This is a genomic window from Serratia proteamaculans, assembly GCF_013337185.1.
Classification (GTDB): domain Bacteria; phylum Pseudomonadota; class Gammaproteobacteria; order Enterobacterales; family Enterobacteriaceae; genus Serratia; species Serratia proteamaculans_D.
Map to the genome: position 1 here is coordinate 159066 of NZ_SWDE01000004.1, position 12853 is coordinate 171918.

Annotated in this window: 17 protein-coding genes; 12 read left to right on the forward strand and 5 right to left on the reverse strand. The window is 54.9% G+C overall.

Annotation, left to right across the window (positions count from 1 at the left end; genetic code table 11):
• Nucleotides 1–18 precede the first annotated feature (18 nt).
• Nucleotides 19–270, reverse strand: a complete 252-nt coding sequence (locus FCL49_RS16920) for a hypothetical protein (protein WP_174354443.1) — start codon at nt 268–270, stop codon at nt 19–21.
• A gap of 4 nt (nt 271–274) precedes the next feature.
• On the opposite strand from FCL49_RS16920, the gene mlaF reads away from it, so the two are divergent.
• The 7 genes from mlaF (at nt 275) to murA (ending at nt 5077) form a co-directional block, all read left to right on the forward strand.
• The gene (gene mlaF, locus FCL49_RS16925; RefSeq protein ID WP_135318170.1) at nt 275–1090 is read left to right on the forward strand and encodes a phospholipid ABC transporter ATP-binding protein MlaF; all 816 of its coding nucleotides are present in this window, start codon (nt 275–277) and stop codon (nt 1088–1090) included.
• A gap of 4 nt (nt 1091–1094) precedes the next feature.
• Nucleotides 1095–1877 carry a lipid asymmetry maintenance ABC transporter permease subunit MlaE gene (mlaE, locus tag FCL49_RS16930; protein WP_012147055.1) on the forward strand — a complete coding sequence of 261 codons (783 nt, stop codon included), beginning with the start codon at nt 1095–1097 and terminating at the stop codon, nt 1875–1877.
• A gap of 4 nt (nt 1878–1881) precedes the next feature.
• Nucleotides 1882–2424 (forward strand): outer membrane lipid asymmetry maintenance protein MlaD, encoded by a 543-nt coding sequence (gene mlaD / locus FCL49_RS16935; protein ID WP_135318169.1) that lies wholly within the window; start codon nt 1882–1884, stop codon nt 2422–2424.
• A gap of 14 nt (nt 2425–2438) precedes the next feature.
• On the forward strand, nt 2439–3068 hold the full coding sequence (gene mlaC / locus FCL49_RS16940) for a phospholipid-binding protein MlaC (protein ID WP_135318168.1): 630 nt from the start codon (nt 2439–2441) through the stop codon (nt 3066–3068).
• Nucleotides 3068–3367, forward strand: a complete 300-nt coding sequence (gene mlaB / locus FCL49_RS16945) for a lipid asymmetry maintenance protein MlaB (RefSeq protein WP_153858882.1) — start codon at nt 3068–3070, stop codon at nt 3365–3367. The genes mlaC and mlaB overlap by 1 nt, the downstream gene beginning before the upstream one ends.
• Before the next feature lie 140 nt (nt 3368–3507).
• Nucleotides 3508–3762 (forward strand): BolA family iron metabolism protein IbaG, encoded by a 255-nt coding sequence (ibaG, locus tag FCL49_RS16950; RefSeq protein ID WP_012147051.1) that lies wholly within the window; start codon nt 3508–3510, stop codon nt 3760–3762.
• A gap of 55 nt (nt 3763–3817) precedes the next feature.
• Entirely contained in the window at nt 3818–5077 is a 1260-nt protein-coding gene (murA, locus tag FCL49_RS16955) for a UDP-N-acetylglucosamine 1-carboxyvinyltransferase (protein ID WP_012147050.1), read from the forward strand.
• A 68-nt stretch (nt 5078–5145) separates the two neighbouring features.
• Here the strand turns inward: murA and degS are convergent, their stop codons facing one another.
• The 3 genes from degS to zapG form a co-directional block, all read right to left on the reverse strand.
• Nucleotides 5146–6204: an outer membrane-stress sensor serine endopeptidase DegS gene (degS, locus tag FCL49_RS16960; RefSeq protein WP_153858883.1), complete on the reverse strand. Its 1059-nt coding sequence runs from the start codon at nt 6202–6204 to the stop codon at nt 5146–5148.
• Between the two features lie 96 nt (nt 6205–6300).
• Nucleotides 6301–7671: a serine endoprotease DegQ gene (gene degQ, locus FCL49_RS16965; protein ID WP_174354444.1), complete on the reverse strand. Its 1371-nt coding sequence runs from the start codon at nt 7669–7671 to the stop codon at nt 6301–6303.
• Between the two features lie 195 nt (nt 7672–7866).
• The gene (gene zapG / locus FCL49_RS16970) at nt 7867–8268 is read right to left on the reverse strand and encodes a Z-ring associated protein ZapG (protein WP_012147047.1); all 402 of its coding nucleotides are present in this window, start codon (nt 8266–8268) and stop codon (nt 7867–7869) included.
• A gap of 231 nt (nt 8269–8499) precedes the next feature.
• On the opposite strand from zapG, the gene zapE reads away from it, so the two are divergent.
• The 5 genes from zapE (at nt 8500) to sspB (ending at nt 12220) form a co-directional block, all read left to right on the forward strand.
• On the forward strand, nt 8500–9627 hold the full coding sequence (zapE, locus tag FCL49_RS16975) for a cell division protein ZapE (RefSeq protein ID WP_174354445.1): 1128 nt from the start codon (nt 8500–8502) through the stop codon (nt 9625–9627).
• 275 nt (nt 9628–9902) lie between these two features.
• Nucleotides 9903–10331: a 50S ribosomal protein L13 gene (rplM, locus tag FCL49_RS16980; RefSeq protein WP_012147045.1), complete on the forward strand. Its 429-nt coding sequence runs from the start codon at nt 9903–9905 to the stop codon at nt 10329–10331.
• A 15-nt stretch (nt 10332–10346) separates the two neighbouring features.
• The gene (gene rpsI, locus FCL49_RS16985; protein WP_012147044.1) at nt 10347–10739 is read left to right on the forward strand and encodes a 30S ribosomal protein S9; all 393 of its coding nucleotides are present in this window, start codon (nt 10347–10349) and stop codon (nt 10737–10739) included.
• A gap of 336 nt (nt 10740–11075) precedes the next feature.
• Nucleotides 11076–11717, forward strand: a complete 642-nt coding sequence (gene sspA / locus FCL49_RS16990; protein WP_012147043.1) for a stringent starvation protein SspA — start codon at nt 11076–11078, stop codon at nt 11715–11717.
• Between the two features lie 5 nt (nt 11718–11722).
• Nucleotides 11723–12220 carry a ClpXP protease specificity-enhancing factor gene (sspB, locus tag FCL49_RS16995; RefSeq protein WP_174354446.1) on the forward strand — a complete coding sequence of 166 codons (498 nt, stop codon included), beginning with the start codon at nt 11723–11725 and terminating at the stop codon, nt 12218–12220.
• Between the two features lie 67 nt (nt 12221–12287).
• On the opposite strand, the gene FCL49_RS17000 is transcribed toward sspB, so the two are convergent.
• A complete protein-coding gene (locus FCL49_RS17000) occupies nt 12288–12767 on the reverse strand; it encodes a hypothetical protein (RefSeq protein WP_174354447.1) in 480 nt (159 codons plus the stop codon).
• Nucleotides 12768–12853: the final 86 nt, after the last annotated feature.

A 12853-nucleotide genomic window follows, 5' to 3' on the forward strand; every position in this document is an offset into this window, starting at 1 on the left:
TTCGTTGGTTAAAAGCCGTCATTCGGCTATCTTGCTTTGCCCTCCGTTGCGCAGGCTAAAGCCGCAGCAACGGGATTTCCCGGCTAATATATGAACACTTTCGTTTTTTTTCGTTATGGTGCCAATTTTGACCGGGTGGCGCGTAAAAGTAAAACCTATGGCACCATTGGTAACGAAATGCCGGTAAGTTTTTGTAAAGATGAGACGCATTGCGCCCGTTGCTTTAACATCGCGGGTAGATTTAGCAAAAATAAGCCGCAAAGGATCCATTAACATGCACCAGAAGGCAGAGAATCTGGTCGAAGTTCGCGACATGACTTTCTCTCGCGGCGATCGACTAATATTCGAAGACATCAACCTGACGGTTCCCCGTGGCAAGGTGACGGCGATCATGGGGCCGTCCGGTATTGGTAAAACAACGCTGCTGCGTCTGATTGGCGGCCAGTTGACACCGGACAGCGGTGAGATCTGGTTTGATGGCGACGACATCCCCGCCTTGTCCCGCCATCAGCTGTATGAAGCCCGTAAGAAAATGAGCATGCTGTTCCAGTCTGGCGCGCTGTTCACCGATCTGACGGTGTTTGAAAACGTGGCTTATCCGCTGCGTGAGCACAGCCGCTTACCGGAGCCTATTTTGCGCAGTACGGTAATGATGAAGCTGGAGGCGGTCGGACTGCGTGGCGCGGCCGAGCTGATGCCCAATGAGTTGTCCGGCGGAATGGCGCGGCGTGCGGCGCTGGCGCGGGCGATTGCGCTCGACCCGGAGATGATCATGTTCGACGAGCCTTTCGTCGGCCAGGATCCGATCACCATGGGCGTGTTGGTTAAGTTGATCGATGAGCTCAATCATGCGCTGGGCATCACCTGTATTGTGGTTTCGCACGATGTGCCGGAGGTGCTGAGCATCGCCGACTACGCGTACATTGTTGCCGATCATCGGGTGATTGCCGAAGGCACGGCGCAAGAATTACAGAACAATCCTGATGCACGCGTGCGCCAGTTCCTGGATGGTATTGCCGATGGGCCGGTGCCTTTCCGTTATCCGGCCGGCGATTACCAGGCCGAGTTGTTAGGTTTAGGGAGTAAATAAGCTGATGTTATTACAGGCGTTAGCGTCGTTAGGACGCCGTGGCATCAACACCAGCGCCAGCTTTGGGCGCGCCGGATTGATGCTGTGGGGCGCGCTGGTCGGGCGGCCCGAGCCGCGCAAACAGTGGCCATTGCTGCTTAAGCAAATGCACAGTGTGGGCGTGCAATCACTGTTGATTATCATGGTTTCCGGGTTGTTTATCGGCATGGTACTGGGGCTACAGGGCTATTTGGTGCTTACCACCTACAGTGCCGAAGCCAGCCTGGGCATGATGGTGGCGCTGTCGCTGTTACGTGAACTGGGCCCGGTGGTGACGGCACTGCTGTTTGCCGGTCGTGCCGGTTCCGCGCTGACGGCCGAAATTGGCCTGATGAAAGCGACCGAACAAATCTCCAGCCTGGAAATGATGGCGGTCGACCCGCTACGGCGTATTGTCGCGCCACGCTTCTGGGCCGGTTTGATCAGCATGCCGTTGTTGACGCTGATCTTTGTCGCCATTGGTATCTGGGGCGGTTCGATAGTCGGCGTAGATTGGAAGGGCATTGACGGTGGCTTCTTCTGGTCGGCGATGCAGGGAGCGGTAGAGTGGAAAAAAGACTTGCTCAACTGCCTGCTCAAGAGCGTGGTATTTGCCATCACCGTGACCTGGATTGCCATCTTCAACGGGTATGATGCAGTACCGACCTCTGAAGGGATTAGCCGGGCAACGACCCGTACCGTGGTACATTCGTCACTGGCGGTGTTGGGATTGGATTTCGTGCTGACAGCACTGATGTTTGGGAATTGATTCGATGCAAACGAAGAAGAGTGAAATCTGGGTTGGGGCATTTATGCTGATTGCGCTGTGCGCCGTCGTGTTTTTGTGCCTGCAAGTGGCAAACATTAAGTCGATCGGTAACGAACCGACATACCGTATTTACGCGACCTTCGATAATATCGGTGGTCTGAAAGCACGTTCACCGGTGAAAATCGGCGGCGTGGTGATTGGTCGAGTGGCCAATATCTCGCTCGATCCTAAAACTTATACGCCGCGCGTTGCCCTGGATATCCAGGAGAAATTCAATCAGATACCGGATACCAGTTCGCTGGCGATCCGCACCTCCGGCCTGCTGGGGGAGCAATATCTGGCACTGAACGTCGGTTTTGAAGATCCGGATATGGGGACTACCATCCTGAAAGATGGCGGTACTATTCAGGACACTAAATCAGCCATGGTTCTGGAAGATCTGATCGGCCAGTTCCTGTATAAGAGCGGCGGCCAGAATGATACGGACAAGGCAGGCGATGCGCCTGCTGCCGGTGCTGCGCCGCAACCTGCCGCCCCTATTCATTAAAAGAGGAAACCTGCATGTTTAAACGTTTACTTATGGTTGCTCTGCTGGTGGTTGCGCCACTGGCAAATGCGGTGGATCAAACCAATCCTTACAGCCTGATGCAAGATGCGGCTCAGAAGACCTTTAACCGTCTGAAGACCGAGCAGCCAAAAATCAAGCAGGATCCCAACTACCTGCGTACCGTGGTGCACCAGGAATTGATGCCGTTTGTACAGGTCAAATATGCCGGTGCGCTGGTGCTGGGCCGTTATTACAAAGAAGCGACCCCGGCGCAGCGTGAAGCTTACTTCACCGCATTCCAGGCTTACCTGGAACAGGCCTACGGTCAGGCGTTGGCGATGTACCACGGCCAGACTTACCAGATCGAACCTGAAAAGCCGCTGGATAATGCCGATATCGTCGCCATCCGCGTGACCATCATTGACCAGGGCGGTCGTCCGCCGGTGCGTCTGGACTTCCAGTGGCGCAAAAACAGCAAGACCGGTTACTGGCAGGCGTATGACATGATCGCCGAAGGCGTCAGCATGATCACCACCAAGCAAAACGAGTGGGCATCTACCCTGCGTACCCAAGGGATTGACGGTCTGACCAAACAACTGCAGGCGGCGGCGCAGCGTCCAATCACGCTGGATCAGAAAAACTGATGACCGCACTCAGCTTTGAATCGCAGCAGCAGACTCTGATCCTGCGCGGTGAACTGGATCGGGAAACTCTGTTGCCGCTGTGGGAACAGCGGGAAACGTTGTTGGCGGATAAAACCGTGCTCGACGTTACGCAATTGCAGCGTGTGGACTCTTCCGGGCTGGCATTGCTGGTACATCTGCGTGAACAGCAGCGTCAGCACGGCGTGGAATTAAAAATTTCTGGTGCCAGCGATCGCCTGAAAACCTTGATCACGCTGTACAACCTGCAAGCAATAATGCCTGTCGATACCGCTGGTTAGCCCGACTTTCGACTGGCTAAAGACGGTTTCTCCTCAGAAAGCCCCTGTTACACAGGGGCTTTTTCTTTAGTTTAAGAAAACGTCTGATTCCACTAAGATGTCAGGCTGATTATGATCCTTTTGATGCAGAACTGGATACTATGGAAAATAACGAGATTAAAGACGTGCTGATGCGAGCATTGGCACTGGATGAAGCACATGTTACCGGAGATGGTAGCCACTTTCAGGTGATCGTGGTCGGCGAACTGTTTGCCGCCATGAGCCGCGTCAAGAAACAACAGACGGTGTATGCACCGCTGATGGAATACATTGCGGACAACCGAATTCATGCCTTGTCGATCAAGGCGTACACCCCAGAAGAGTGGCAGCGAGACCGCAAACTCAACGGATTTTAAGGCTGTTTGCCCAGCGGGGCGGGCAGCGTCAGTTTAGATAATAGAGAGTAGTCAAATGGATAAATTTCGTGTGCAGGGCCGGACCCGCCTAAGCGGTGAAGTTGCTATTTCCGGGGCCAAAAATGCCGCCCTGCCGATCCTGTTCGCCGCATTATTAGCGGAAGAGCCGGTCGAGCTGCAGAATGTCCCGAAGCTGAAGGACATCGATACCACCATTAAGCTACTCAACCAGTTGGGCACCAAGATTGAGCGTAACGGTTCCGTATTCGTTGATGCCAGCGGCGTGAACGAATTCTGCGCGCCGTATGACCTGGTGAAAACCATGCGTGCTTCTATCTGGGCTTTGGGGCCGCTGGTCGCTCGTTTTGGTCGCGGTCAGGTTTCCCTGCCGGGTGGTTGTGCGATCGGCGCACGTCCGGTTGATCTGCATATTACGGGTCTGGAACAGCTGGGCGCGGAGATCAAACTGGAAGAAGGTTACGTAAAAGCTTCCGTTGACGGTCGTCTGAAGGGTGCACACATCGTGATGGACAAGGTGAGCGTTGGCGCTACCGTGACCATCATGAGCGCCGCCACCCTGGCGACCGGTACGACCGTGATTGAGAACGCCGCACGTGAGCCGGAAATTGTCGATACTGCCAACTTCCTTAACACGCTGGGTGCAAAAATCACCGGCGCCGGCAGTGACCGCATCACCATCGAGGGCGTTGAGCGCCTGGGCGGCGGCGTTTATCGCGTTCTGCCGGACCGTATCGAAACCGGTACCTTCCTGATCGCTGCTGCGGTTTCCGGTGGCAAAGTGATGTGCCGTGATACCCGTCCCGATACGCTGGATGCCGTGCTGGCCAAACTGCGTGAAGCCGGTGCGGATATCGAAGTGGGCGAAGACTGGATCAGCCTGGACATGCACGGCAAGCGTCCGAAAGCGGTGACCATTCGCACTGCGCCGCACCCGGGGTTCCCGACCGACATGCAGGCCCAGTTCAGCTTGCTGAATCTGGTTGCGGAAGGCACCGGTGTGATCACCGAGACCATCTTTGAAAACCGCTTTATGCACGTGCCAGAATTGATCCGTATGGGCGCACACGCTGAGATTGAGAGCAATACCGTGATTTGTCACGGCGTTGAGCAACTGTCCGGTGCTCAGGTCATGGCGACCGATTTGCGCGCTTCAGCCAGTCTGGTGATTGCCGGCTGCATCGCCGACGGCGTGACCGTTGTTGACCGTATCTATCATATTGACCGCGGCTATGAGCGCATTGAAGACAAGCTGCGTGCGCTGGGTGCCAATATCGAGCGTGTGAAAGGCGAGTAATCTGTTGGATGCTGGGGGCTAACCCGGCGCAATGCAGTATTGGAGGGCTCGGCGTTGCCGGGCCCTTTTTAATTGCTGTCTTCCGGGAATTCACCCACGGTCATCTTCAAGGTTATGCGTTTGCCTTCGCGCAACACAATCACCGGAATTTCAGTACCAGGGCGGATCTCCGCCACCTGGTCCATGGTTTCCAGCACCGATACCGCCGGTTTGTTGTCGACATTGATGATTACGTCGTTGATATGGAAGCCGGCGTTACCTGCCGGCCCATTCGGCGTAATTTCGGTCACGATAATGCCTTGCAGGCGATCGATGCCGGAGTTGGATGAGCGCAGGGGAATAATCTCTTTACCCTGAATACCGAAATAACCGCGGATGACGCGGCCGTCACGGATCAGTTTGTCCATAATCTTGGTGGCCAACTCGATGGGAATGGCGAAGCCCAAGCCTTCCGGCGTTTCCCCGTCGGTGATTTTATCGTAGGTCAGGGTATTGATGCCGATTAACTCGCCCAGCGAGTTGACCAGCGCACCGCCCGAGTTGCCGCGGTTAATCGAGGCATCGGTCTGCAGGAAAGTCTGGCGACCTGTGGTGCTCATACTGATGCGACCGGTGGCACTGAGGATCCCCTGAGTGACGGTCTGACCGAGATTATAGGGGTTGCCGATCGCCAGCACTATGTCACCCACGTGCGCGGTGCGGGCGTCGTTGTAGGGGATCACCGGCAGGTTGCCCGGATCTATTTTCAGCACTGCCAGATCGGTCAGGCTGTCAGAGCCGACCAGCAACGCTTCATAGCGGCGGCCATCCTGCAATACGACAGTGATTTGCTGTGCATCTTTGATTACGTGCCGATTGGTCAGGATATAACCGCGCTCGTTCATGATCACGCCAGACCCCAGAGACAGTACGTTGGCGGCGCCATTCATATTGCGGTTGTAGATATTCACCACGGCAGGCGCGGCGCGGCGCACCGCCTTGTTGTAACTGACCGGCGTTTCATCACGGGTACTTTCATGTTTTTCTGCGAACAGGGTATTGGAAGAACGTAGCACGGGCAGGGCTGCCAGCAGCAGGCCGGCAACGATTAAACCAATAACGACGGAACGCAAGAGCTTAGCAAACATGGAGTTTTAGTACGTGAGATGAAAGATACACGGAGGATAGCATGAGAATACCGGGCGCAGTATGTCACCGGGCCCGGTTTTTAAACAAATTACCGATTAACGCAACAGCAGATAAATGGTTTCGCCGCCGCGCACGATGTTCAGTGCCATCACCGGTGGCTTGGCTTCCAGCACCTTGCGTAAGGTCGTGATGTTTTCAACGCGCTGACGGTTGACGCCAATGATCACATCGTCTTTCTGCAACCCGATCTGCGCGGCTACAGAGCCTTTATCGACTCTGTCGATCTTCACGCCCTTGTCGCCACTTGGAATGGCACCGTTGCTCAGTGAAACGCCCTGCAGAGCCGGCGAAAGCGTTTCGGCATTGGTGGAGGCACCTTCACTGTTATCCAGGGTGACGGAAACTTCCTGCGGCTTACCGTCGCGCAGCAAACCAACCTTGATGGTTTTGCCAGGAGCCGTGGTTCCGACCTTGGCACGCAGTTCGGCGAAGCTGCTGACCGACTTGCCATCGACAGAAACCAGAATGTCACCGGCTTTGATACCGGCCTTGGCAGCGGCAGATTTCGGCAGGACTTCACTGACGAAGGCGCCACGCTGGGCATCTGTATTAAAGGCTTTGGCCATATCGGCAGTCATTTCACTGCCTTTAATGCCCAGCAGGCCGCGTTTCACTTCGCCAAATTCAATCAATTGCTGGCTGAGGTTCTGCGCCATGTTGCTCGGAATGGCAAAGCCGATACCCACGTTGCCGCCGCTTGGCGCCAAAATGGCGGTGTTGATGCCGATCAACTCACCCTTGAGGTTAACCAGTGCGCCACCGGAGTTGCCGCGGTTGATGGAAGCATCGGTCTGAATGAAGTTTTCCAACCCTTCCAGGTTCAGACCGCTACGACCCAGTGCAGAGATAATACCGGAGGTCGCTGTCTGGCCGAGGCCGAATGGGTTGCCGACGGCCACGGCGAAATCGCCGACCCGCAGTTGATCGGAGTCCGCCATTTTTATCGCGGTCAGGTTTTTCACATCGCTGAGCTGCAGCAGGGCGATGTCGGACTGTTCGTCACGTCCCAACAACTTGGCATCCACTTCGCGCCCGTCATTCAACTGCACGCTGATTTTGTCGGCGTTGTTGATCACGTGGTTGTTGGTCAGCACATAGCCTTTGGCGGCGTCGATGATCACGCCAGAGCCCAACCCTTCAAACGGGCGTGAGCTTTGTTGCTGCCCAGGACCACCGGGGCCGAAGAAGCGTTTGAGCTCTTCCGGTACCTGCTGGCGCTGTACCTGGGTGCCTTCCACATGCACGCTGACGACAGCGGGCAAGACTTTTTCCAACATCGGCGCCAGGCTTGGCAGCGGCTGCCCCTGCACGGCGACGGGCATCGCCGCGCTGGCTGCCGGTACGGAGGTCAGTGTGAGGCCAATACTCATTGCCAATGCACTAAGAATTAACGACTTTTTGTTCATTGATTATAACTCTCTCAATACCTGCCGGTGAAAGGGTGATGATAATGCAGCAGCAATACCATAGTGAAGGGTAAGACCGTGAATTTGCGTGAAAAGTTCACTCAGGCGCCAGCTTTAAGGATAGCTCGGCATGGGGAAGAAAAAGCATGGGGGAGCAAAAGCCCGTGGAACTGGCCCACGGGCTAAGAGCGGCGTTTAGTCGCGGCGTGGACGTTCGCCACGCAGCAGGCCTGATGCGCCTTCTGAGTAATCGCGCGGCATCTCTACCGGCGTCTGATCGTTATCCGCTTCGGCTTCGGTCAGGCGATAGCGGAACGGGTTTTCCTGCATTGGCAGGTCCGGCAACAGGTTGTTGGAGCTTTTCGCCATGTGTTGATACAGCTGGCGATAGTCGCGTGCCATATTGTCCAGCAGCTCGGCGCTGCGGGCAAAGTGGCCGACCAGCTCCTGACGATACTCTTCCAGATCGGTTTTGCTCTTGTCCAACTCGTTCTGCAAAACTTGTTGTTGACGTAATTTACGGTTACCAAAACGCATCGCTACCGCACCAATGACGATACCGACCACCAAACCAATCAGCGCATACTCCCAGGTCATGATGACTCCTATTTTGACTTCGTTGTTCCGCAGGGATTTTTCACTTAATAATATCCACTATAACCGTTAACCTTGTCCGAGTGGAATCCTGATGAGCCATGACCTGATTTCTTCAGGGTTTTCAGCGCCGCCCTGAGCGGGTATTTGTAGCGATAAGGGCGCGAAGCCACCCAAAGTTGCCGCGAAAATGGGCTAAATAATTTCTAAGCGTTGTGAAGGAACATCGAACAGATGCAGGCACAATCACCGTTATCACGCTACCAGCGGCTGCTTGCTGCGGGAGAATACCAGGCCGATGAAGTCCAAATGAAGGCCGTGACTCAACTGGATCATATCTATCAGGCATTGCAGCAGACGCCTGTGGTCAGTGCGCCGGCCGTGGGCCTGCGCGGCAAGCTGAACCGTTGGCTGGGCAAGAGCAATGAAACGACTCAGCAGCGTCCGGCCCAGGGCTTATATATGTGGGGCGGCGTTGGACGCGGCAAGACCTGGCTGATGGACATGTTCTTCCAGAGCCTGCCGGGGGATCGCAAGCTGCGGCTGCATTTCCACCGTTTTATGCTGCGGGTGCACGAAGAACTGACCGAACTGCAGGGGCAGGAAAACCCACTTGAAATCATCGCTGATGGTTTCAAGGCGCAGACCGACGTGCTGTGTTTCGACGAGTTCTTTGTTTCCGATATCACCGACGCCATGCTGTTGGCAACGCTGTTGCAGGCGCTGTTTGCCCGTGGCATCACGCTGGTGGCAACCTCCAATATTCCGCCGAACGATCTGTACCGCAACGGCCTGCAGCGGGCGCGCTTCCTGCCGGCGATCGATCTGATTAACGAATTCTGTGACGTGATGAATGTCGACGCCGGTATTGATTATCGCCTGCGCACTTTGACTCAGGCACATTTGTATTTGACGCCGCTTGATGAACAGACCCGGCTGACCATGGACCGGATGTTTGTGAAGCTGGCCGGCAAGCAAGGAGAGGCGGCGCCGATATTGCAGATCAATCATCGGCCGTTGCAGGCGATCAACGCGGTAGACGGCGTGCTGGCAGTCGATTTTCACACGTTGTGCGAAGAGGCGCGTAGCCAGTTGGACTATATTGCCCTGTCGCGCCTGTACCACAGCGTGATCCTGTATAATGTGCGGGTGATGGGGCCGCTGAAGGAAAATACTGCGCGTCGCTTCCTGGCATTGGTCGATGAATTTTACGAACGTCACGTCAAACTGGTGATCGCTGCCGAAGCGTCGATGTTCGATATCTACCAGGGCGAGCGGCTGAAGTTCGAGTACCAGCGCTGCCTGTCGCGGCTGCAAGAAATGCAGAGCGAGGAGTATCTGAAGTTGCCGCATCTGCCGTGACGTCCAGGGGACCCAGACCGCTGGCGTCCCCGGTTTTCCGCCATTGGCGTTTAATTGCGTTTCTATTCAAAAAGCGTTCGATCTTTGTGAGCGACTTCTCTATAATCTTGCGACCCCACGTTACAACAAAGTTTTTTTCCCAAAAACTTTTTAGTGCCGGCAATGGCTATTCGAAGGGGTAGGTTTGCTGGACTTGTATGGTCGTGTGAGCCTCAACTGTTTTCGAGCGTTTGGGTGTTCACCAACGTGTAACTAATTATTGGGTAAGCTTTCTAATGAAAACTTTTACAGCTAAACCAGAGAGCGTAAAACGCGACTGGTACGTTGTTGATGCAGATGGTAAAACTTTAGGCCGTCTCGCTACTGAACTGGCTCGTCGTCTGCGCGGCAAGCATAAAGCGGAATACACCCCGCACGTTGATACCGGTGACTACATCATCGTTCTGAACGCAGAAAAAGTTGCTGTAACCGGCAACAAGCGTACAGACAAAGTGTATTACCGTCACACCGGCTACGTCGGTGGTATCAAGCAAGCGACCTTTGAAGAGATGATTGCCCGCAACCCAGAGCGTGTGATTGAAATCGCGGTTAAAGGCATGCTGCCAAAGGGTCCGTTGGGTCGTGCAATGTTCCGTAAACTGAAAGTTTACGCGGGCACCGAGCACACTCACGCGGCACAGCAACCGCAAGTTCTTGACATCTAATCGGGATTATAGGCAATGGCTGAAAATCAATACTACGGCACTGGTCGCCGCAAAAGCTCCGCCGCTCGCGTTTTCATCAAGCCGGGCAGTGGTAACATCGTAATTAACCAGCGTAGTCTGGAACAGTACTTCGGTCGCGAAACTGCCCGCATGGTAGTTCGTCAACCGTTGGAACTGACCGACATGGTTGGTAAGTTTGACCTGTACATCACCGTTAAAGGTGGTGGTATCTCTGGTCAGGCTGGCGCTATCCGTCACGGTATCACCCGTGCACTGATGGAGTACGACGAGACTCTGCGCGGTGAATTGCGTAAAGCTGGCTTCGTTACTCGTGACGCCCGTCAGGTTGAACGTAAGAAAGTCGGCCTGCGTAAAGCACGTCGTCGTCCGCAGTTCTCCAAGCGTTAATTTTTTACTGCCTCGGCAGTGGAATTTACGCCAAAAACCCGGTGCTTCACCGGGTTTTTTTATGCCTGAAAATCAACTTGTCGCTACTAAAATCTTTGGTATATCAGACAATTCAATACGAAATCACCGCACAGCCCCCACAAAACAAGCAAAATCTGGTAAACTATCATCCACTTTTGCGCCTGTTCGCCATGCAGCAGTTATCAGTCTACCTCCGAGGCCGTTTTTCTGACCTAAGGTTTCGCTGCAAGTTGCTGGCCTGCGGTCAAGATCATTCAGGATAGCAGCCTGTCAGTTGGCTATTCGCAGTATTTTCTAGATAACTTGGAGGTTTTCATGGCTGTCGCTGCCAACAAACGTTCGGTAATGACGCTGTTCTCTGGCCCGACCGACATTTTTAGCCATCAAGTACGTATCGTACTGGCGGAGAAAGGTGTCAGCGTTGAGATTGAGCAGGTTGAGTTGGATAACCTGCCGCAGGATCTGATTGACCTCAATCCGTACCAGACGGTGCCTACCCTGGTCGATCGCGAACTGACCCTGTATGAATCCCGTATCATCATGGAATACCTCGATGAGCGTTTCCCGCACCCACCATTGATGCCGGTCTACCCGGTTGCTCGTGGTGAGAGCCGCCTGATGATGCTGCGTATCGAGAAAAACTGGTATTCGCTGATGTACAAAATCGAGCAGAGCAACGGTCAGGAAGCTGAATCAGCTCGCCGTCAACTGCGCGAAGAACTGCTGGCGATTGCCCCTATCTTTGGTCAGACCCCGTACTTCATGAGCGAAGAGTTCAGCCTGGTGGATTGCTACCTGGCGCCGCTGCTGTGGCGTTTGCCGCAGTTGGGCATTGAACTGAGCGGTGCCGGTTCCAAAGAGCTGAAAGGCTACATGACTCGCGTGTTCGAGCGTGACGCCTTCCTGGCCTCCCTGACCGAAGCCGAGCGCGAAATGCGCCTGCAGACTCGGGGCTAAGCGTTATGGATATGTCTCAGATGACTCCGCGCCGTCCGTATCTGCTGCGAGCTTTCTATGACTGGCTGTTGGACAATCAGTTGACACCGCACCTGGTGGTGGATGTGACGCGTCCTGACGTTCTGGTGCCTATGGAATTCGCCCGTGATGGTCAGATCGTTCTGAACATCGCGCCGCGTGCAGTGGGCAACCTGGAGTTAGGCAACGACGAAGTGCATTTCAACGCACGTTTCGGTGGTGTACCGCGTGAAGTCTCGGTGCCAATGGCAGCGGTGCTGGCGATATATGCCCGTGAAAACGGCGCAGGCACCATGTTCGAACCGGAAGCTGCCTATGAAGTGGAAGGCACGTTTGAAGGTTTGGACAATGAGACGATCCCTTCGGAAAGCCTGATGTCGGTGATTGATGGCGATCGCCCCGATCTGGATGAAGGTAACGATCCAGACGACGAGCCGCCACCGCCACCACGTGGTGGCCGCCCGGCACTGCGCGTGGTGAAATAATCCCGCAGCGGTGAACAGTAAAGGTCGCTTCGGCGACCTTTTTTATGGCTTGCGATCCGGGAAACCGTCAGCTTTTCAGTGACGCAATGCAGGCATCTCGCGGGGCGCTGAGGTCTCCGATACGCACGGTGGTGAGTGCGTGGGTCGCGCGCTGTTTAAACGAGGTAATGGCTGTGTCGCCTTGCACTTCAGGGGGCGCGGTACAGATGTCGTTGATGGGCAGGTTATTGCCCTTGTCGAGGGCATGCAGCACCGCGGCCGGGTTGTAGGCCAATGCAAAGGACAGGGCGGATTTGATGTCGGTGGTGAAGGCTGCGTTACCGCCATCGGCCAGTTTGGGGGCCAGCGCGATCCAGCTGTCGTCACCCAGTTTGATGCTGTTTTCTACCGCCGCAAGCTGGCCTGCCTTGGCCAGTTGAGCGACTACCGGTGCCGCACCGCGTGCTTCAATATTGTAACCCACTTCTTGCGGATCCAGCGACGAAGCCAGTGAGTTGAAGCTGACAACCAGCAGAGCGCCGGTTAACAAGGGAATAGGCAATTTCATGGTGAACTATCCTTATCAAGATATCAGGCACGACCGCGCCAGTCAGTGATGCTAACTGAATACTATAGCGCTTCAGGCGTTGTGCT